Consider the following 20,141-nt stretch of genomic DNA (forward strand, 5'->3'; position numbering starts at 1 on the left):
ATTCAGCGAATTTCTTTTGCCCTGTCATTACTGCGTTCGATGTGGTGATGGCATGCAGAGAGATGAAATCTGTTCACCATTCAAAATGGTGGTGAACTAAAGACATCATCTCTTCATTCGCCGCATTCGCGAGATTCGCGGTTCAACCATCTCCGTGCCTCTGTGTCTCCGTGGTGAACCAGCAGCTTCACCACGAGCACGACGCTAAGCGGTTCTGGTGACGCGGGATTTTGCCCACCAGGCGAGGTTCCAGACCGCGCCGCAGAGAATGCCGATCGTCATCCCGAGCAGGTGAGCTTCCGAGCTGACGTTGGGAGTGTTTGCGTCGAATGCCATCTGAATGAGGACGACGACGAGCAGTGACATGAACTCCCGGCTCCCCAGCAGGGTGCGGCCGCGAATCAAGTCGATCAGCGATTGAATGAGCAGTCCGCCCAGCAGCCCCATCACGCCCCCTGACGCTCCGACCAGAACGTTCTGCTCCAGCAGCGGCACCGGCTCTATGAAATACGGAGCCAGTCCGATCGAGCCGACAGCTGCCGTCAGGTAAGTGACGATAAGCAGTCCCGATCCCCAGGACATTTCGACCCGCCGTCCGAGCACCAGCAGGCCGAGCAGGTTCATGGTGAGGTGGATTGGACCGAAATGCAGGAAGGCAGCGGTGATCATTCTCCACCATTCGCCGCCGTCAGGGCTGGGGGGGATGAGCATCGCCCCCATGCGTTCCAGATTTTCAAAGTCTTCGCTGCCGCCGGGGATTTCCGCGACAAACACCAAAAGCAGGACCAGAGCGATACTCCAGGTCCCCCAGGACGCGCGCGACTGTCGGAAGTGCAGGCCGGTTCGCTGAATATCGACCTCGGCGGAGTGGGAGATCTGCTGCAGCTCCAGCTGCTCCCAGGTGTCAAGAGGACGTTCGAGCAGTGTTGGCAGCGGTTGCTCGAGTCGGCGCTTTGCGGAGATCGCGATGCCGGAATCGCTGTTCTGCGTCAGCCATTCAAAGTCCTTGGCTGCGAGTTGTGACTGGCCAGCCACCTGAAGAGCGGTCGCACGCCAGTAGCGTTTGAAATCCAGCGGCATCTCGCGCAGTGGACCCGTAAAGATCTGGGCGACGATGAAATCATCTCCGCTGAAAGCAGCAGCCTTCATGCGAATCAGATTGAGTGTACCAGCTGGGACGGCACGCGGGGTTGCTTCGAGTTGCTGGGTGTATCGAAGCAATTCGGAGCGTCGTCCGGTTTCACCCAGGGCCTGCAGGTAGGCGTCCAGCAGATTCGGATCCGAGCGAACGGTGTTCATGTTGCCCGGTTCGTGGGCCCAGTTCAGAAAGTCCTGCCAGCTTCCCTGTTGCCGGGTGATGAGGACCTGTGCCATCCGGCCTAGCGGGGTTTTCGACGGCACCAGTTGTTTCAGGGATTCGACTGCCCGTTCGGCTTCTCCTTTCTGGATGAGTTCCATGGCATGAATCACCCTGGGGAGCTGACGTGATTCACGATCGGGCCTGAGGAAATTCAGGACCTGTGCCAGGATTCTTGCGGTCCTGAAGTGACGCTTCAGAAGCAGGGAGTTAAGCATCGCCCCGCCCCAGGCAGGGACCAGCATCAGCAGAAAGAACAGCACGCCCGCGACGATGCCGGCGCGCTCGGGCAGGACATAAAGGCAGATTGCCAGCGTCAACAGAATCGACGCTGGCAATGGAGCGAAACGCTTCGCCTGTTTTTGTCCGATCAGCTGCAGCAATGCCAGTCCGCAAGCAGCCGCGACAGTCCAGATCAGAATGGTGTTCAGATCCATGGACCGATCAATCGTACAGGGTCGCAATCACTTTGAAGTCACGTCGAACAAGGTTGTTGAGTGTTGAGGAATTCACTCAACACTCGTCACTCAACTCTCAACGCTTCTAGCCGTGCAGAACTTTGTCGATGGTTTCCCGCAGAACCTGGCCGGAGCGCTGGAGTCCAGCGAGTTCCTTCGGCCACAGATCCACTTCGACGTGCGACATGGCTCCCTGGCGTCCGACGACTGTCGGAACGCTGATAGCGACATCAGTCAGTCCGTAAGCTCCGTTCTGAAGCGAAGAGACAGGCAGAATGCGTCGCTGGTCCAGTGCAATGGCGTGGATCACGTCAGCGATCGAAGCACCGACAGCGAAACCGGCGCCCCCTTTCTTCTTGATCACTTCTGCTCCTGAACCGCGAGTCTTCTTTTCAACTTCTGCGATGAGCTGTGGGGTGACTCCCGGATATTTTTCGAGGGGAAGGCCTGCCACCTGTGCGTTCGACCAGATGGGGACCATGCTGTCGCCATGCTCACCGAAGATGGTGACCTGCACCTGGCTGGGAGGGGCGTCGATCCGCTGGGCCAGCATGCTGCGCAGGCGGGTGGTGTCCAGCACCGTGCCCAGCCCGATGATCTGCTGTGGCGGCAATTCCAGTTCATGAACTGCCAGATAGGTCAGCACGTCCACCGGATTTGAGACGACGAAGACGATGGCGTCTTTCTTGTAGCCCACCTTTTTCAGGTCCGCGAGCAGGCTGCGGAACAGGGCGACGTTGCGGTTGATGAGGTCCAGTCGGCTTTCGTCTGGCTTCCGGCGGAGACCAGCGGTGATGCAGATCACATCTGCCCCGATGGATCCTTCGGGGCCGCCAGCGGTGATCTTCTGATCGGAGATCAACGACGCACCGTGAAGCAGGTCCAGTGCCTGTCCTTCCACGAGATCCTGATTGACGTCGACCAGGGCGATTTCGCGCACAATCCGGCCGAACTGCAGAGCAGACGCAGCACAGGAGCCCACCAATCCGCCGCCGCCAATGATCGAAACTTTCATATCGTTCGCCAGTCCTTAAGAACAATGCGTCAAAAACTCTGAAACATCAGTTATGGAATGAGCTGTTGAGCCCTTTCGGGGGACTGACAGCTGTATTACACAGTGAGGAAGGGGGCTGATCGACGTCCGCACCCCGATGGTCTCTCGGCCCCTCACCTGCCCTGAGAGACTCTATCGGTTCAAATTGCCCGGATCTCAAAGATTATGTCTGCGGGTGACAGAACGCAATCAGACGGGGCTGATATCAGGTGCCAGTGAAAAGCGTTTTTTCAGTTTTGCGGGCTTGTGATCCGGAATTTTCCGGTCACGTGTCGATTGCGTCGTTCTGGTTGACTTTGCGGTGAGCCTTCGAGGGTTGGCAGGTCAGCTTATGTCAACGGCGTGAAATTCAGGAGAGCATCATCGAGAAGGCGCACATCAGTCCCGTCCACAGGAATCCCAGAGCGTACCAGTAGAGAGCACAGATCTTGAGAAGATGGCGGACTTCTGATTTCTCAGGTTGATTGAACAGCACGGCAAAGGCCAGGCTGATGAGAATCAACAGCAGCAGGCAGCCCATCAGGTGTCCCGCCGCAAGGGTCATGGCAACTCTGAAGCTGCTGCTGGCTGCTGTGAACCGACCCGGCATCAGACACCACAGGCCGTAGCTCTGCATGGCAAGGAGCAGGGATCCGCAAGTGAGGCAGAGGGTCAGAAAGATCCGCATCCGGCGGCGACTCTTCGACAGTCTCGCGAACCCCAGAAAACCTCCCGTTGCCACCAGCAGCAGGCTGCTCAGGAAAAAAGGAGTGGGGGTGAGGGTGAAATACTTCAGCGACGGTCGCCCCAGCCAGCTTGCAGCGGCCCAGAATGTCCCCGCAGCAATGACCGCAATCAGTGTCATCGACGAGGCCAGTGACAGCGCCATGCCCGCCGGGAATCGAGAGGAGTCATCGGAGGTGGAGGGCAAGATGAATTACGCTTCCACTTGTGAATTCTCGCGATGGAATTTGTCGATCGACTTGAGCACTTCATCGCGTTCGGGCTCGAAGAGATCTCCAATCAGCAGGTCGGTGACATCTCCCTGATGGTGCGGGAACCGACGAATGAACTTACCGAAGCTCAGCCCGTCGTAGTACTCCAGAACCAGTCGTCGCATGCGGTTCATCCCTTCGATGAATCTCGGTCCCCAGTGTCCCAGCTGGGCTGCGGAGGTGTCCCCTTTTCGAAGACCATCACCGATCGCATCGGCAGCCAGCTGCCCTGATTTCAAAGCCAGCAGGACGCCTGACGAATACAACGGGTCGAGAAAACCGAAGGCATCGCCGACCAAGACCCAGCCGTCGCCAGCCAGCTGGCGGGAGCGGTACGTGTAGTCTTTGGTCGCGCGGAACCGGTCCACGACGGTCGCATTCACGAGCCGTTCCTTCAGCCCCGGGCAGCGTTCGACTTCTTCCCAGAAGATCTTTTCGTGGTCGGTTCCCCGGTTCTTGAACAGGTAATCGAAGTCCCCCACCACTCCAATGCTGGTGATGCCGTCATGCAGCGGGATGTACCAGAACCAGCCGAGTTTATCAGCCACCTGAATCACCAAGGTCGCGCCGCCGTCGCGGCCTTCAGTGCGATGGGCTCCCTTGAAGTAGGTCCAGACAGCCCCTTTGTTCAATTGCGGATCGCTGATCTTCAACTTGAACTTGTTGATGATCATGGAGCTCTGGCCGCTGGCGTCGACGACGACCTGGGCGCGGACTTCGCGCTCCTGCCCCGATTCATCCTGAACACGGACTCCGACAGCCCGGTCCCCTTCAAAAATGATGTCGAGAACGCGAACTCCTTCATGCACCTCGACTCCCTGTTCAGCCGCGTTGTCGAGCATCATCTTGTCGAACTCGCTGCGTCGGACCTGCCACGTCTGCGAGCATTCATGCGGCTTGTGCTCCCAGAAGTCAAAAGGGGCGGATGTGCGTCCGCTGGCGTTCACGAACTGGACGCTGTACTTCTCGACGAAATGACTCTTGCGGAGCTTGGGAAGCATCTTGAGTCGCTCAAGCACCCAGTACGTTTCGGGGATCAGCGACTCCCCGATATGGAAGCGGGGAAAGTGTTCGCGTTCGAAGAGGACAACCCGAAATCCCTGCTGCGCAATCAGAGTGGAGGTCGTTGCACCTGCGGGACCTCCTCCAATCACAATCACATCGGGATTCTGGTTCTGGCTCATGATCGTTCCTGTCGAAGACAGTGGTGACTGTGGGTTACTCATCGGCAATCGACAAGTTGTCGTGATTCTCGTGTGGAGCCCGCACCTTTTTGAGGAGCTGGGTCAGTGCTTCAAGCTCATGCTGCTCGAGATGTCCCAGCTGCTGAAGATGACACTCGCGAACCGGTTCATCCAGATCGCTGAGCAGGTCAAGTCCCGCCTGGGTGAGGGAAACGTCGACCACGCGGCGATTGTCTTCGCGACGGGTCCGCTGGATGAGGCCGCGTCCCTCGAGCTTGTCGAGTAGCCGGGTCATGTCCGGAGCGCGGGAAATCAATCGCGCCCCCAGGGAGAGAGTCGGCATGGGGGTGGGGTAGGCCGCCCTGAGGAGCCGGAGTGTGTTATACTGTTGGGCGGAGAGGTCGACCCGGCCGAACATCGCCTCCTCAATTTCCTTGAGCTTGTCGTAGGTTCGCCACAGGTTGAGAAACGTCTCCTGCTCGAGGGAGTCGAAGCGACGTTTTTCAGTGAGGGTTGGCATTGAGGTTCTCCGCTGACGGACCTTGAAATTAAACGTTCAAACAATAGTTGTCAACACGTTAATTGGTGATTCACGTGCTTCCCGCCCCCGGCAGGAGCCTGTTCGATGACCCGCGTTGACCCTCGCCCTCCGGCCAGTGGCACCTCAGAACCGAATTTGCCGACTTGAGTTCTTCCCGGCGCTTCGATGGGGCAGGGGCTGGAGTCTCCCGCATGATCAGCATGATCCTTTCAACCTGACTGCAACGTTTCGGAAATTGAACGCCCAATGTGGCAAAAAGTCGACACGTTGCCAAATCCAGGGGTAGGGTTGACTCGACTCCCATCCGATCGGTGGGTGTCTTGAAACTGCGTGTGGTGATGACAACGACGTTGAACCGCACACTCCCGTGTGCATTTCAACCACCCCACTGACAAGCCATGATCGATTACCAGCGCCTGAAAACTGATCTGCTGGCGCTGGGCCTGCTGGCCGTGACTTTATTCACGGGGTTGGCCCTGTTCAGCTACGACGCGTCGGATCCTCCGTCGACGCTGGTTTTTCCGCTGCGCACAGAAGTTCTCAATCTGTGTGGACCGACCGGCGCTTTGCTGGCGCATCTTCTGATCACAGCCTTTGGGCTGGGTGCGTGGTTTGTGCTGGCAAGCGTGCTGCTGATCGACCTGGGACTTTTTTCCCGCAATCCGATCCGGGACCCCGGTGTACGCGGAGTCGGTGCGACGGCGATGCTGATTGCGATTTGCCTGCTTCTGCAGATTCTAGCTCCCCGGCTTCCTTCAGCTCCTTTAATCGGGAGTGGAGGTTATGTCGGTGCGTGGGGCAGGGTGCTGCTGACGGATCATTTTTCGACGGTCGGCTCTGTCGTGATCGTCGGGACGTTTTTCGTGATCGGGCTCATGCTCGCCACCGAGACGTTCTTCTTTCGTCTCGTCTCGCGCATTCTGATGTTCCCTTTCGTCGTCCTGCTGTGGCCGTTCTATGGTCGGCGCAAGCCGGAGCTCGCCCGGGAAGACGATATCCCTGTTTCGGCTCCGGTCGCCGTTCGAAACGTGGAAGCTCCCGCCGCATCGGCAGTGAAGAAGGGAACTGCTTCGGAAGCCAAGGTCAACGCTCCGGCAGCCGGAAACTTCAAAGTCAATCCCCCTCTCGCAGGCAAGCCTGCTCCCCGGCCCGTCCTCAACTTCTTCAAGAAAGATGACGGTCCAGCACAGCCGTATGGAAGCGTTGACCTGCCCGGGATGGACATTCTGGAAGAAGCAGAAGAGTTTCCATTCGAGTTGCTGGCCAAGAAGGCCCAGGTGGCAGCGACCACTCTGGAGCGGACATTTGACGAATTCGGTCTGAACGTCAAAGTGACCGAGATCGACACTGGTCCGGTGGTCACGCAGTTCGAACTGGAGCTGGAGCCGGGATTGCGGCTCTCCAAGGTGACCAACCTGCAGGACGATCTGGCGATTGCCCTCCGTGTGCCAGCCATTCGAGTCGTGTCTCCGATCCCCGGGAAGAACACCGTCGGGGTGGAGGTTCCGAACGAGAAGCAGGTGACGGTACGTCTGAAAGAACTGATCCTCGCCTGCCGCGAACAGTCCGAGGGAATGCGCATTCCGATTTTCCTCGGGAAGGACGTCAGCGGCCGGCCACTTGTGGTCGACATGGCCAAGATGCCTCACCTGTTGATCGCCGGTCGAACGGGGACCGGAAAGAGCGTCTGCCTGAATACGTTGATTTCTTCCATCCTCATGACGCGGTCTCCGGATGACGTACGGATGCTGATGATCGACCCGAAGATGGTCGAACTCAGTCCTTACACGCGCATCCCGCACCTGATGAATCCGGTGATCACGGACATGAAGAAGGCGGAAGCGGTTCTGGCCTGGGCCGTCGACAAGATGGAAGAACGATACGACCTGCTGGCCCGTGTCGGAGTCCGGCATCTGGACAGCTACAACAAACTCGGGAAGGATGAAGTGCTCGAGCGGCTCGACATCGACCCGGACAGCGATGAAGCGGATCAGATTCCCGAACGCATGCCCTACATCGTGATCATCGCTGACGAAATGGCGGACCTGATCATGACGTCCGGAAAGGAAGTGGAATCCCATATCGTCCGTCTGGCTCAGAAGTCACGGGCTGTGGGGATTCATCTGGTCCTTGCAACTCAGAAACCGACCGTTGACGTTATCACCGGATTGATTAAATCGAACCTGCCGGCACGTATTTCCTTTCAGGTGGCCAGCCGGGTGGACAGCCGCGTCGTGCTGGACGAGATGGGTGCGGAACGATTGCTGGGGAACGGGGACATGCTGTACCTCGCCCCCGGGACCAGTGCTCTGACACGTGCTCAGGGAACGTACATCAGCGACGACGAAGTCAATGCCATCATCGACTTCTACGGCGCTTACCCCACGCAGTACTCCTCGGAGATCGAGCAGGCGACCAAGGCTGCGATGCAGGCGGGGCCTGGAGCGTCCGAAGGGCCGCGTGAACGGGACGACATGTATGACCGTGCTGTGGAAGTTGTGATTCGCGAAGGGCGTGGAAGCTGTTCGCTGCTGCAGCGGGCTTTGGGCGTGGGCTACGGTCGTGCTGCCCGCATGATCGACCACATGGCAGAAGATGGCATCGTGGGGGACTACAAGGGATCGAAGTCCCGTGAGGTGATCTGTTCCATCGAGGACTGGGAAGAGCGTCGCGAGCAGGAAATGATGCATGCGTGAAGTAGACATTGGAAGGACTGGGCAGCCATACTGCCGACTGCCTTCCAACGTCTGCTGATGTTCCCAAAGTGCTGTGCCAGTCGGGAGCGTGAGCAGGCTTCTCTCTGATGCCTCACCGAGGATTGCACGATGCTGTTGACTTCGAAGACCTGCCGTCGGACGTTTGTGTTTGTTGCTCTGCTCTTTTCGGTTTCGGAAATCGCAACATTTGCTCAGGATTCCGGGAACAATCCGGAAGTCACCTGGTATGACGTTCGAGACTGGGGAGTCGAAGGGAAAGGCTGGCAGGATACCGAGAAGTTTTTCGACCGCCTCCCTGCCCGAGCGAAAGGAGTCGTGCCGGACCCGGTGTGGAACCTGAGTAAAGATTCTGCAGGGATGCTGGTCCGTTTTCAGACGGATGCGCCGACGATCTGGACCGATCATGATGTGACCTCCGGCGATCTGGCATTCCCCAATGTGCCCGCAATCGCCAAGAGCGGTCTCGATCTCTATGCCAAGGATTCCGACGGGAACTGGAAGTGGCTCGCCATCACTCGGCCAGCGAATCAGCAGATGAAAGGCATACTGGTGGACGGAGTGTCACCCGAGACACGCGAGTATCAGCTGTATCTTCCTCTTTATAACGGAACGGAGTCGCTGAAAATCGGAGTGCCGGCCGGCAGTACGTTCACGCCGATTCCCCCCCGCACCGAAAAGCCGATTGTGTTTTACGGAACATCGATCACGCAGGGAGCCAGTGCGTCCCGTCCCGGCATGCCCCACCCCGCCATCCTGGGTCGCAGGCTGAACCGACCGGTCATCAATCTGGGTTTCTCCGGAAACGGTCGGATGGAAAAGGAAGTCGGTTCCTTTTTGATCGAGCTGGATCCCGCTGTCTACGTCATCGACTGTCTTCCGAACATGAATGGTTCTCAGGTTGCAGAACGAGCTGCCCCGTTCGTGCGTCAAATCCGCGAAGCGCATCCCGAAACGCCGATCGTGCTGGTGGAAGATCGAACCTATGCCTACGCCCCATTTTTGAAGGCAAGTCAGGAACGGCACTCCAGCAGCCGCGCCGCTTTACAGAATGCGTATGCCGATCTGCAGGCTGAAGGTGTCAAGAAGCTCTGGTACATCAAGGGAGACACGTTGCTGGGCGAAGACCGTGAGGACACGGCAGACGGTTCTCATCCCAATGACCTGGGGTTTATGCGACAGGCTGATGCTTTTGAACCGGTCCTGAAAGAAGCTCTGGCAGCTGAGCCGCAGTGAAGCTGGTTGATCAACTTTCAGTGTGATCGCCCCGGCGCTCCCGGGCCGCGGACCACGCGATGAAAGTGCAGCTCGACTTCCCGGTCAATGACACGTCGAACTCCCTCCGACAGGCAGCGGGGTTCGTTATCGGTCTCGCCGATCACCAGCACTTTTTGAAAGTCTGTCCTACGTGGCCCGTGAAGCATCCGTCTTGTAACAGAAATGTGAGAATGCTAGCTTGCTTTTCTAGACAATCTTGGTGGTGGTCGATATGTTGGGGTGCATCCTCACGTTTTTAGCGAGAGTCTTGATATGTCTGTGCGGATTCCTTACGAAAAGCAGACGCTGGACCACCCAAACCTGCTTGCCAGATTTGCGCACCGGAGCAGATTTGCTCGGTCAAAGTCAGTTGTTCTTGCTGAATTGGAAGACGGCAGCGTTCTCGCCGACTATGGATGTGGCCAGGGAAGATTTTTGAGTGAGTTAAATACTGAACTTAAATCGCAGAAGAAGTCGTGCAAACTGCTTGGTTACGATCCTTACATGTCATGTAAGTTCGACGGATATATCGTTGTGTCGGACGTCGATGAAATAGCATGCCAAAGCGCAAATGTCATTACTTGCCTCGAAACATGCGAGCATCTTGATGATGAAGAACTGGCTAAATAGCTCCACATCGTTTCCGGAGCGTCGTTTTCGATTGGTGTAGGAACAAAAACAGGCTTGGTCTACGTTGGGGAGGTGTACCACCACTTCCCTTTCGAGGAGTCAAGCCATGGATGGCAGTATCCAGCTCACAGCTCAGGAACGCAAGATGCTTTTGCAGGCCTATCGCTCTGGAGCCGATCTCTCCACTTCTCGACGGGCTCATATTGTTCTGCTCCGGGCCCAAGGCCTGACCTGGCAGCAGATCAAAACCGTGCTGTTTTGCAGCTTCGACCTGATTTCGACCACGTTGAAATTGTTCACGCAAGGGGGAGTCGCTGCTGTTCTGCAAAAACCGTCTCCGCAGCGTTCCTTTCCAGTCTGGATGACACAGGTCCTGCGGTGGGTCACTCAGTCCACTCCCCGGGATTTTGGATATTTCCGCTCCCGCTGGTCCTGTGAAACGCTCGCTCACCTGCTGGCGTTTGAAACCGGCCTGCGATTGAGCGGAGAAACGATCCGCCGGGGACTGCATCGGCTGGGCTTGGTCTGGCGTCGCCCCCGTCCAGTGGTCGGCCCGGTTGATCCCCAGCACGCTGAGAAATTTCAGGCAATCCAACATCTTCTGAAGAATCTTTCCCACAACGAAGTCGCCGTCTTTCAGGATGAAGTGGACCTGAATTTGAACCCCAAGATTGGCAGCATGTGGATGAAGAAAGGTCAGCAGGCCGAGGTGGTCACGCCGGGGAACAATCAGAAGTGCCATGTGGCAGGCTCGCTGATCTGGGGGACGGGAACACTGCTGGTGAGTCGTCCCTGCTGGCGACGAAACACGGTCCAGTTCCTGGCCCATCTGGACGACCTGCGTTTCCGACTCAGGAGCTTCCGGAAGATCCATGTCATCTGTGACAACGCCAAATTTCATGACTCGAAAGCGGTGAAAGCCTATCTGCAGAAATGGAGTCACCGGATCGAAGTCCATTTTCTTCCCAAGTATGCTCCGCAGTCGAATCCCATTGAACGAGTCTGGTGGCACCTGCACGAGACGATCACGAGAAACCACCGCTGCCAGACCTTGGAAGAACTGATTGACCAGGCGTACGAATGGTTCGAGGTGAATAATAATCACTACCTCGACATGCGACACTCCTTCGCCAAAGCCGCTTAAAACTCACTCCGAGGACGTGGAGGTCCTATTTAGATTTGTTGAATTCGTAGATGACAAGCTTACGGAAGACGGCCTGCTTCTGGTTACGGTCCCAATTGTTATTGGGCCGCCGCTTGTGGCGAAAGAACTCGTACGAATGATGCTTTATCGGAGATGGTCGGACGTCAGTATTTATGATCTGTTTATGGCGACGTTTTTCTTTAAGGCTCCGCGACGTGCCGTAAATGTCAAGGTTTCACATCGAGGCTTCGATTGGCGCAGGCTGCGCGATACTATAGCGGCTCACTTTCAGCCCGACAGTCTTGGTTTTTCGCCAGTGTCCACTTTAGGGGCATTTGCGAATAGTCAGGTAATAATGACTTTTCGGCGAAAATCTAAAGCATAATGTGTGGTGTTAGTCACCGGCTTGCATGTAAGCCAGAAACCTCTGAGATGGCAATTTGTGGCAGGAACGTAAGGGCTACGAGAGCTTGGTAGGTGGGGGCCGCCTTTTGAGTTAGATTGAAAGTTTTTTCAGATTTGCGATTATTCGCGATGCGATTCAGGTTGCTGCGGTGACTATGGAATATTTGTCGCGATCTGTGTTCCGGCGGAAGTGCGTTATGTCGATGTTCTGGCATTCTGGAATATCGAGCTTGGGTAATTGTCGCCGAGGATTAAAAACTGCGGGTGTCGCATCGCTTCGTCAGGACGTCTGAGTCCTGGCATTCCGCGAATTCGATCGCTGGAATGCAGTAAAGGGGAAGCACAGCCAGCAGGCGCTTTAATGGCCTGGTTAATAAGAATTCGTTTCGGGGAATTTGATTTCAGGCCTCGGTGGGCTGAGAAACCATCATCGATGGCCCTGTCATTCCATAGCAATGGTTTCATGAACAACGACCTATCGCTTGGCAAATCCTTGTGCAGATGACGGGAATCTCCTCGACCCTGATCGCGCTCTCCAAAAGCTTCCGCAATATCAGTGTGATCGCCCCGGCGCTCCCGGGCCGCGGACCACGCGATGAAAGTGCAGCTCCACTTCCCGGTCAATGACACGTCGAACTCCCTCCGACAGGCAGCGGGGTTCGTTATCGGTCTCGCCGATCACCAGCACTTCATCCAGTGATGTTCCCGGCGAGACTGTGAACGTGCTCTGGTGGATGATCTGATTCCCCGCATCCAGCTCCGGCACGATGAAGTGACAGGTCGCCCCGTAGGTCAGCATGCGGTGGCTGTACGCGTCGTGATACGGGCGAAACCCGGGGAATGAAGGGAGCAGCCCGTGGTGGAGATTGATGATCCGTCCGCCGGCAAATTCCCAGCAGGCTCGGGGAGGGAGGATCCGCATGTAACGGGCCAGAATCACATAGTCGAGGTCGTATTCGTCGAAGAGTTCGACCATGCGGCTGTTGTCGGGGTTTCCTCGGGCATCGCCGATGTTATGAAAGTCGACGCCGAACTGTTCGGCGACTCCCCGGCAGCTGTCCCGGTTGCCGATCATCACTGCTACTTCCGCCTTCAACCGGCCATCGCGAACGTCTCGCAGGATGGCCAGTGACGTTTCGGGACGATACGTCGTGCAGAGCCCCAAGCGCGGCAGGCGGTGCTTTTCATCGCGTGCCCACACCCGGATCGTCAGCCCTTTCTGCGTTCCGATGCTCGTCATTCGGTCCCGCAGCTCGGCCACAGGCTGCAGGTCATGAGGCCATTCCATTCGCAGGATCATCGCGAATAGTTGTTCGGTGTCCCGGTCGTACATCTGGATCTCGTGGATGTTCGCGCCGGCTTGCGTGACGTCATGAACGATCGGATCTGCCAGACCGCGATGATCCGGACCGACTGCGGTAATTGTCACCTGCATGGAAGCTCACTCTCTGGGATCTCGACGTTCAGAACGGACCGTGCCGGCCTGTTGGCATGCGGCGGTTTTACCCTGTCGCCGGGATTCTTTGAAAGCGGAATTTCCTCTGCTCGCCCCGCCTGGTCGTGGAACAGGCGTGCGGGACAATCAAGACTTTCCGGATCGAGCTTGTTGATCGCGGGAAGTCCCTCGACATGCGGAGACGCAAAAGAGATCGATTACGAGATCAGTTCCGGAATCGCCTGATACTTGTTCTGGTCGATCAGGAACTGCGGCCGCCCCTGCAGGTCGGTGAAGGTCGTGCGGGCCACATCGATCCCCAGCGTCTTGTACAGCGTGGCGAAGACTTCCTGAAAGTGGACCGGTCGTTCGGTTGGATATTCTCCCAGCCGGTTGGTGGCGCCGATGACCTGCCCATGTCGCATTCCGCCCCCTGCCAGCAGGGCGGTGGAGACCTGAGGCCAGTGATCACGACCCCCTTCCGGATTGATCTTCGGAGAACGTCCGAACTCGCCCCAGACGACGACAGAAACGTTGTCGAGCATTCCCCGCTGTTCCAGATCTTCAATCAGAGCACTGAGGGCCTGATCCAGCATCGGGAAGTCACGACGGGCCTGGCCGAAGTTGTCGTGGTGCCAGTCCCAGCGGCTGAAGGAGAGGGTCACACAACGCACACCCGCTTCGATGAGTCGACGGGCCAGCAGGAAGTTAGTGAGCAATCGCGTACTGCCGTCATCCTGCAGCTTGTTTTCCCCATATCCGTAACGATCCCGCAGCTCCTTGGGCTCACGTTCCAGATCGAGGGCTGTGGCCAGACGACTGGAGGTCAGAATTCCAAAGGCCTGTTCGTTGAATTCATCGTGTCCCCGCATGCTTCCGGAGTTGTCGTAGGAAGAGCGGAACCGGTCCAGTGCGGAGAGCATCTGTCGGCGATCCTGCAGACGGTCGAGCGTGATCCCGTTCAGAACGAGATTTTCCTTGCCATCGCCTGCGGGGGTGAACGGAGCATAACCGCGGCCGAGGAAGCCGGGTTTACCGTTATCACCCCATTCCGCATGTCCGGTCTTGGGAGAGAGGCCGACAAACGGAGGAATGGCCGGGTCGCGCGGGCCATACTGCCGGGAAATGACGCTTCCCAGCGAAGGCCATCCCCCTGCCGGCTGTTGCCTGGGGCCGTGACCGGTCAGGCACTGGAACGCATCGTGTTCGCCCGTCGCGCCGACGATGGAACGGATCACGGTGAACCGGTCAGCACACGAGGCCAGTCGAGGAAAGTGCTCGCAGATGTCCATCCCGGGAACACGGGTCTGGATGGCTGTGAACTCTCCGCGGATGTTGGACGGGGCATCGGACTTGATGTCCCACATATCCTGATGCGGAGGTCCGCCCGGCAGGAAGATCATGATGATCCCTTTGCCGTTTCCGGAGGATCCCTGCTCTTGCTGAGCCTTCAGAATCTGAGGAAGAGAAGCTCCACCGAGTGCCAGACCTCCGAGCTGGAGGAAGGCCCGGCGACTCACGGAGTCACAAAATTTCAGGGGCTGACCAAGGACGGACAACACGGCAGGCTCCTTCGCACGGGTCCATGCGGAAAGGCGGCATTGGGGAGGATTCACAACCCGTGGAACATCCTGCTCCACGTATCGACCAGTACAGAATTGTTGGATCAGGCGATACTGATGTGTTGTGGTTTTCTGTGAAAATTCGAAACTACGGGTTATGTGTTACGGGTTGCGGTGAGTCTGTTTGGGTGGGTGAGACAGATCAAAAAGGGGGTGCCGGATACAGGAATGGTAGGCATCCCGAATCGGGCGGAAAGAGGCATCTTGGGTAAATCAGAAGATCCGGTCTATAGGAATCCCCCCTAAAATGGCCCATCTTCCATAAGCCGTTTGGTATATGTTAATTGTGACGATCGTTCGCAGCCGGGGGAGTTGCCGGGGGCTGGTTTCGAGGGGGAGCGAGCAGCCGTTCTTCCACCCAGATTCGCAGTAAGTTCTTGCCACTGCTGGTGATCTGACTCATAAACCGCTGCAGACGCTCACGGTTGAGCTGGTGGTGATAGGCTCGCAGGATCGCTGCAATCTGCCCTTCATTCAAAACCTGAAGTAGCGCGGGCAGGAGTTCTTCAATGATGCTCGCCTGACGATTGCGTTCGACATCCGAGCACACGGGGACCACGCTGGTCGTGACGTCGGAGAAGAGTCCCTGCACATGCTCCACCGCAGCGTGAATGCTCTCTTCCTTGCGCGAGGTTGGGGTATGCCAGTGATAGGGGGGCTTCCACTCCATGACGGGGCTGAGCAGATCGATGTGGGTCAGGCAGATGACCACCGGGGCGGGCTTGAGTTCCGAATGGGCTGCGTACCATTCGCGGAGTTGATCCATGAGTTCCCGGTCCGCCGATCGGGCAGGAGAGTTTGCCGCCATCACGAGCAGCAAAACGTCTGCCGATCTTAAGGCCTGCTGCATTTCGGCAAGCTGCTTTTTCGTCGCTCCGGCGTCTGCATATCCGGGTGTGTCCAGCAGCGTCAGCTGGACATCGGTCTCTGGAACGGTGAACTGATAACGTTCGACCTGAGAGGTCGCGGGAAGGACATCAGACTTCGCAGCCCGGGATCCGATCAGAGCGTTCACCAGGCTCGACTTCCCGGCCTTGACCTGTCCGACAAAGGCGACCGTCAGAGATTCAGGGACGAGTTCCGCAGCCTGGGCCTGCGAAGGACCGGACGCCACCTGTTCTGGCGAACCGAACGTCTGCCGATAGCGGTCGGCTCCGCCCCGCAGCCGGCCGCTGTTCATCTCAATCAGGTAAAAGCCGAGTTGCCGCGTGAATCGCAGGTAAACAGCCGCCAGAAATTCCGTCTGCAATTCCTGAGAAATCGGGCCGACGGTGACCTCTGATGTCAGATATTTCAGGGCATTGGCCGGGTTCAAAAGGACGCCGACAGCCCAGGCGGCGTTCTGGGCCCGGCGGACCCATTTGGGGGCGTGTTGCAGCCACTGCCACTGGCGGATCGTGACGAGCTGGCTTCCCGGAACCGAGTCCAGCAGCCAGCGCTCCATGTCATCGACAGCCAGTCTCACCGCAGCCAGCACTTCGGGAATCGTGAGCGACGAGATCGGATCTTCTGCGCGGGGGTGGTAATGGACCGAAAGATCTCGGGCGAGATGCTGGGATTGTTTGAGGTAGAAGCCGGGGTCAGTGAGCTGCTCGGTCGTCAGCACATCGACTTGCTCCTGATAACGGCGGACAATGTCCATCGCCGATTCATCACGAGGCGTGAAGTGACGGGGGTGCGGCAGGTCCTCAGCGAGGAGCGGCTGTGAAGGCTTCCAGACCACAGCCACGATCCAGGTGATCAGCCAGAATGCAGGGAGAATCCAGAAGGTGTAAGCAAACCAGCCGGTCTGCCAAAGTGCGTATGCCCCCAGTCCGAGATACAGCAGGACCGGCAGTGTGATCAAGGCAGCCAGAATCAGCGAACGGCGTGAGAACATGGTCCTGATCGTAGTTGAAGCGGGATCATCCGTCAGCTTTCAGCGGGACACTCGTTGCATGCCGGGAATGAAAAGTGGAACCACGGAGGCACGGAACTCACGGAAACATTTCAACTCGGTTCAATCAACGGACATGAAGACATCCATCAGAGAGAGTCATGCTAGAGCACTTTTTCGTGAATTCCGGGCTTTCCGTGGTGAAAAAGAGGGCTGAAGATGACTTCTAAGGAGCAAGATCGCCGGACGAGGAGGCTGCGAGGCACCATATCTAGTGTGGGTTTTTGAGGGGAACATCAATTTCTCCACTAAATAAACTGAATTCTTTACAACCCCCGGACGCTGCGGTAAGTTCAGCAGATCTTGCCGAAGAGCAGCATGAACGCGATCTTTCGGCAGGAAATTGGCCGCAAATCTCTCGTCGAGATTTCGTTGGCCGGGACTGATGGAATAGTTCCGATAGCAGGGAATGGAATCCGATGCTCAAGCATCTCTTCGATGCCGGTGTGGTTCTCGCCAGACACCGCGCCTCCGATTCGCAGCACGCCGCCTCATCGCTGCCCGCCACTTCCCCGCACCACACCTTCCGCCCTGCAGCGGATGTTTCCATCGCGACCGGTTACGGGTTTCACTGTTTTGAAACGGCCAGTTGTTAGCTTGTCCGGTCGCTGAGTCGACCGCCGGAATGTTCACACAAGGATGCCAGCATGAACTCCAAGCCCATCGTCGCCATCAATTCTGATTTCCGTCCTGAAAAAGGAGACAGCTTCGCCTTCTCCTGGATTCATGCTGGGTACTACGACTCTGTCACCGCCAGCGGCGGGATCCCCGTTGTCCTCTCTCCGTTGGCTGAAGATGACGATCTGCGACGCGTTCTCGAACAGGTCGACGGCCTGGTGCTGACCGGATGCAAGCTGGATCTGGACCCGGTTCGTCTGGGCTTCGAAAAACACCCGATCACCCGCCCGATGCCTCTGCGACGCGAAGACTTCGACCGCCGCCTCGCGAAAATGGCCTTTGAAATGCGGATTCCCACTCTGGCGATCGGCGCCGGGATGCAGGAATTGAATGTGATCTGCGGCGGAACACTGTTCCAGCATGTCGCTGAAGACGTGCTGAAGTCGCTGTGTCATCGCGATCCGGTGGAAAACTGCCTGCGTCACGTGATTGAAATCGTCCCGGGAACCCGTATGGACAGCATCTACGGTCCTGGCGAAATCCGCGTGAACAGCGATCATCACATGGCCATCGATCAGCTGGCACCGGTCTTCCGCGCCAGTGCGACAGCTATGGACGGCGTGATCGAAGCCTACGAATCTGTGATTGAAAACTGGTGGTGTCTGGGAGTGCAGTTCCACCCGGAAAGCGAATCCGCTTCGGCTCTCGACATGCAGGTGTTCGAGGCCTTTATCGAAGGGGTTCGTGAATCCCAGCAGGAAGAAGCCGAGATCCTGCGATTCGAAAACCGCCGCCGCGTTGCTTAATGCCGCGAAGCAATTTTAAAAACAAAACCCCGCCGGTCATCCCGCGCGGGGTTTTGTTGTTTTATAAGATCGTGAAACGGGAGCGGGAGATCAGTGAGAGGGATTAAAAGAGAACCACGGAAGGCACGGAACTCACGGAAATTGGCGGCGAGTGGATTGCGTGTCCAGCAAGAGCGGGGAGAACGGGACCTGAGCACCACCAAGCGTGAGTGATCACCGCTCCGCTATTGTTTTTGCATCCCTGAGTGGAAATTCAACTCCGAGAGGAACGACAGCAGACTTTCAAGACGGGAAATTCCGTGAGTTCCGTGTCTTCCGTGGTTAAAAATCTTCTGATTAACTCAGCAGCTGCGAGGGGGCAGGCCATGCAGGGTTCCGATGATCTCGGTGACGGACTGGATGTTCTCGCCGGCCAGCGTCTGCTCGAGTTCCGACACCAGTCTGGCGGAGAGGCCTGGACTGAAGAAGTTGGCGGTTCCCACCTGCACTGCGGAGGCTCCCGCGACCAAGAACTCCATGACATCATCAATGTTGCTGATGCCGCCGATGCCAATGATCGGAATCTTGACCGACTTGGCCACGAGGTAGACACAGCGGAGCGCGAGCGGTTTGATGGCAGGTCCGCTTAGTCCCCCGAGGACATTTCCGAGGATGGCTTTGCGCTTTCGCCAGTTGATCGCCATCCCCTGATAGGTGTTCACCAGCGAAACGGCGTCAGCACCACCATCGGCAGCAGCCTGGGCAATGGCTGTAATGTCAGTCACGTTCGGAGTCAGTTTCGCGACGATCGGAAAGCGACAGGCACTTCGGACTGCTTCAATGACTTTTCGGGCGGACTCGGGGTTCGTCCCGAAATCGACACCTCCGCTGACGTTCGGGCAGGAGATGTTCAGCTCCAGGCCAGCCAGACCTTCAAACTCGTCAAGCCGCCGGGCCATGGTGGCGAAGTCGTCAATCGTTCGCCCAGCGATATTGGCGAAGGCGGGGGCCTCCAGACTCAAGAGATACGGAATGTGCTTGGCGATGAATGTATCGATGCCATCGTTATCGAGCCCGATCGAATTCAGCATCCCGGACGCCGTCTCTACGGTCCGCTGCGGCGGATTTCCGATTCGGGGCAGGGGAGTGATCGTCTTGGGGATGATCCCGCCGATCTTCGAAAAGTCGACGAATGGAGACATCTCCTTGGCATATCCGAACGTTCCGGACGCCACGAGGATGGGGTTGCGAAGCTGAAGCCGATTGAGCTGTACCTGAAGATTGACCATGCTTCAGAGACTAGCGGATCGGCTCGCCCGGGTGAAATGATTGACTTCGAATTCCTGAGGACCAGCGACAGGACTCCCCTTTCAGGCCGGCATGAGTCCTTCCCGAATGGCGAATCGCGTGAGGATGACGCGGTCGTGGATCCCCATTTTCTGCATGATGCGATATTTGTGGCTTTCGATGGCTCGTTCGGAAAGCATCATGACCTTCGCCACTTCCTTCACGCTTTCTCCCCGGGCCAGATGTCGCAACACCTGGATCTGTCGGAGCGTCAGTCCGGAGAAGAATGTCTGTGTTTTGACAGCGTATTGGCGTGATTCCCGGTCGAAATGCAGACGCTCCTGAATCCGCTCGGAGTAGACAGTTTCTCCCGCAGCCACCTGCTGTAATCCTTCAAGAATTTTTGCGACCGGCTCGGTCTTCAGCAGGTAGCCACCGACTCCCAGTCGGATCGCGACGTCGATGAAGATGTCGGTGTCATAGTGCGTGAAGAAGACGGTCCGGGTGGCCGGGAGTCGGGATGCAATCTGCTCGCCGATTTCGATGGCTCCGCGGCCTGGGATCTCGAGGTCCATCACCACCATGTCCGGGCGGCGATTCATGATTTCAAAAAAGGCTCGGTCCGAGTGGGTGAAGGCTGCGATCACTTCGAACTCGGGAATCTCCTGAAGCTTTGCGGTCAGTGCTTCGAGGACGAGAGGCTGTTCATCGACAAGGATGATTTTCTTCGTGTTCATCTT

The 20,141-nt window shown here is 57.3% G+C and carries 16 protein-coding genes; 6 read left to right on the top strand and 10 right to left on the bottom strand.

The window, feature by feature from the left end; genetic code table 11:
- Window positions 1–204: 204 nt before the first annotated feature.
- From SH661x_RS03695 to SH661x_RS03715, 5 genes are all read right to left on the bottom strand, one after another.
- Complete coding sequence (locus SH661x_RS03695) at window positions 205–1,794, bottom strand: rhomboid family intramembrane serine protease (RefSeq protein ID WP_437228135.1); 1,590 nt, start codon at window positions 1,792–1,794, stop codon at window positions 205–207.
- A gap of 106 nt (window positions 1,795–1,900) precedes the next feature.
- Complete coding sequence (locus SH661x_RS03700) at window positions 1,901–2,830, bottom strand: malate dehydrogenase (RefSeq protein ID WP_437228137.1); 930 nt, start codon at window positions 2,828–2,830, stop codon at window positions 1,901–1,903.
- Window positions 2,831–3,218: 388 nt separating this feature from the next.
- The gene (locus SH661x_RS03705; RefSeq protein WP_437228139.1) at window positions 3,219–3,779 is read right to left on the bottom strand and encodes a hypothetical protein; all 561 of its coding nucleotides are present in this window, start codon (window positions 3,777–3,779) and stop codon (window positions 3,219–3,221) included.
- Window positions 3,780–3,785: 6 nt separating this feature from the next.
- Entirely contained in the window at window positions 3,786–5,027 is a 1,242-nt protein-coding gene (locus tag SH661x_RS03710) for an NAD(P)/FAD-dependent oxidoreductase (RefSeq protein WP_437228140.1), read from the bottom strand.
- 34 nt (window positions 5,028–5,061) lie between these two features.
- Window positions 5,062–5,547 carry a MarR family winged helix-turn-helix transcriptional regulator gene (locus tag SH661x_RS03715; RefSeq protein WP_437228142.1) on the bottom strand — a complete coding sequence of 162 codons (486 nt, stop codon included), beginning with the start codon at window positions 5,545–5,547 and terminating at the stop codon, window positions 5,062–5,064.
- Between the two features lie 419 nt (window positions 5,548–5,966).
- On the opposite strand from SH661x_RS03715, the gene SH661x_RS03720 reads away from it, so the two are divergent.
- From SH661x_RS03720 to SH661x_RS03735, 4 genes are all read left to right on the top strand, one after another.
- The gene (locus tag SH661x_RS03720) at window positions 5,967–8,264 is read left to right on the top strand and encodes a DNA translocase FtsK (protein ID WP_437228144.1); all 2,298 of its coding nucleotides are present in this window, start codon (window positions 5,967–5,969) and stop codon (window positions 8,262–8,264) included.
- 129 nt (window positions 8,265–8,393) lie between these two features.
- Window positions 8,394–9,518 carry an SGNH/GDSL hydrolase family protein gene (locus tag SH661x_RS03725; RefSeq protein WP_437228146.1) on the top strand — a complete coding sequence of 375 codons (1,125 nt, stop codon included), beginning with the start codon at window positions 8,394–8,396 and terminating at the stop codon, window positions 9,516–9,518.
- 294 nt (window positions 9,519–9,812) lie between these two features.
- Window positions 9,813–10,169 (top strand): methyltransferase domain-containing protein, encoded by a 357-nt coding sequence (locus SH661x_RS03730; RefSeq protein WP_437228148.1) that lies wholly within the window; start codon window positions 9,813–9,815, stop codon window positions 10,167–10,169.
- 106 nt (window positions 10,170–10,275) lie between these two features.
- Window positions 10,276–11,313 carry an IS630 family transposase gene (locus SH661x_RS03735; RefSeq protein ID WP_437221960.1) on the top strand — a complete coding sequence of 346 codons (1,038 nt, stop codon included), beginning with the start codon at window positions 10,276–10,278 and terminating at the stop codon, window positions 11,311–11,313.
- Between the two features lie 958 nt (window positions 11,314–12,271).
- Here the strand turns inward: SH661x_RS03735 and SH661x_RS03740 are convergent.
- The 3 genes from SH661x_RS03740 to SH661x_RS03750 form a co-directional block, all read right to left on the bottom strand.
- A complete protein-coding gene (locus tag SH661x_RS03740) occupies window positions 12,272–13,153 on the bottom strand; it encodes a formyltetrahydrofolate deformylase (RefSeq protein WP_437228150.1) in 882 nt (293 codons plus the stop codon).
- Between the two features lie 218 nt (window positions 13,154–13,371).
- A complete protein-coding gene (locus SH661x_RS03745; protein WP_437228152.1) occupies window positions 13,372–14,673 on the bottom strand; it encodes a DUF1501 domain-containing protein in 1,302 nt (433 codons plus the stop codon).
- Between the two features lie 382 nt (window positions 14,674–15,055).
- On the bottom strand, window positions 15,056–16,654 hold the full coding sequence (locus tag SH661x_RS03750; RefSeq protein WP_437228154.1) for a GTPase family protein: 1,599 nt from the start codon (window positions 16,652–16,654) through the stop codon (window positions 15,056–15,058).
- A 476-nt stretch (window positions 16,655–17,130) separates the two neighbouring features.
- Between SH661x_RS03750 and SH661x_RS03755 the strand changes: the two genes are divergently transcribed.
- Together SH661x_RS03755 and SH661x_RS03760 are read left to right on the top strand one after the other, a co-directional pair.
- Window positions 17,131–17,307, top strand: coding sequence for a hypothetical protein (locus SH661x_RS03755; RefSeq protein ID WP_437228156.1), 177 nt, complete (start codon window positions 17,131–17,133; stop codon window positions 17,305–17,307).
- A gap of 51 nt (window positions 17,308–17,358) precedes the next feature.
- Window positions 17,359–18,135, top strand: a complete 777-nt coding sequence (locus tag SH661x_RS03760; RefSeq protein WP_437228158.1) for a gamma-glutamyl-gamma-aminobutyrate hydrolase family protein — start codon at window positions 17,359–17,361, stop codon at window positions 18,133–18,135.
- Window positions 18,136–18,476: 341 nt separating this feature from the next.
- Here SH661x_RS03760 and SH661x_RS03765 read toward each other — a convergent pair whose 3' ends face one another.
- The gene (locus tag SH661x_RS03765) at window positions 18,477–19,403 is read right to left on the bottom strand and encodes a dihydroorotate dehydrogenase (protein ID WP_437228160.1); all 927 of its coding nucleotides are present in this window, start codon (window positions 19,401–19,403) and stop codon (window positions 18,477–18,479) included.
- An 81-nt stretch (window positions 19,404–19,484) separates the two neighbouring features.
- Window positions 19,485–20,138, bottom strand: coding sequence for a LuxR C-terminal-related transcriptional regulator (locus SH661x_RS03770; protein ID WP_437228162.1), 654 nt, complete (start codon window positions 20,136–20,138; stop codon window positions 19,485–19,487).
- Window positions 20,139–20,141 lie beyond the last annotated feature (3 nt).

This window comes from Planctomicrobium stercoris (assembly GCF_051465655.1).
Lineage (GTDB): Bacteria > Planctomycetota > Planctomycetia > Planctomycetales > Planctomycetaceae > Planctomicrobium.

Coding starts and splice junctions, on each gene's coding strand:
- SH661x_RS03695 (WP_437228135.1), bottom strand. CDS start 1,794: ATGGATCTGAACACCATTCTGATCTGGACTGTCGCGGCTGCTTGCGGA.
- SH661x_RS03700 (WP_437228137.1), bottom strand. CDS start 2,830: ATGAAAGTTTCGATCATTGGCGGCGGCGGATTGGTGGGCTCCTGTGCT.
- SH661x_RS03710 (WP_437228140.1), bottom strand. CDS start 5,027: ATGAGCCAGAACCAGAATCCCGATGTGATTGTGATTGGAGGAGGTCCC.
- SH661x_RS03715 (WP_437228142.1), bottom strand. CDS start 5,547: ATGCCAACCCTCACTGAAAAACGTCGCTTCGACTCCCTCGAGCAGGAG.
- SH661x_RS03720 (WP_437228144.1), top strand. CDS start 5,967: ATGATCGATTACCAGCGCCTGAAAACTGATCTGCTGGCGCTGGGCCTG.
- SH661x_RS03725 (WP_437228146.1), top strand. CDS start 8,394: ATGCTGTTGACTTCGAAGACCTGCCGTCGGACGTTTGTGTTTGTTGCT.
- SH661x_RS03730 (WP_437228148.1), top strand. CDS start 9,813: ATGTCTGTGCGGATTCCTTACGAAAAGCAGACGCTGGACCACCCAAAC.
- SH661x_RS03735 (WP_437221960.1), top strand. CDS start 10,276: ATGGATGGCAGTATCCAGCTCACAGCTCAGGAACGCAAGATGCTTTTG.
- SH661x_RS03740 (WP_437228150.1), bottom strand. CDS start 13,153: ATGCAGGTGACAATTACCGCAGTCGGTCCGGATCATCGCGGTCTGGCA.
- SH661x_RS03750 (WP_437228154.1), bottom strand. CDS start 16,654: ATGTTCTCACGCCGTTCGCTGATTCTGGCTGCCTTGATCACACTGCCG.
- SH661x_RS03755 (WP_437228156.1), top strand. CDS start 17,131: ATGCTCAAGCATCTCTTCGATGCCGGTGTGGTTCTCGCCAGACACCGC.
- SH661x_RS03760 (WP_437228158.1), top strand. CDS start 17,359: ATGAACTCCAAGCCCATCGTCGCCATCAATTCTGATTTCCGTCCTGAA.
- SH661x_RS03765 (WP_437228160.1), bottom strand. CDS start 19,403: ATGGTCAATCTTCAGGTACAGCTCAATCGGCTTCAGCTTCGCAACCCC.
- SH661x_RS03770 (WP_437228162.1), bottom strand. CDS start 20,138: ATGAACACGAAGAAAATCATCCTTGTCGATGAACAGCCTCTCGTCCTC.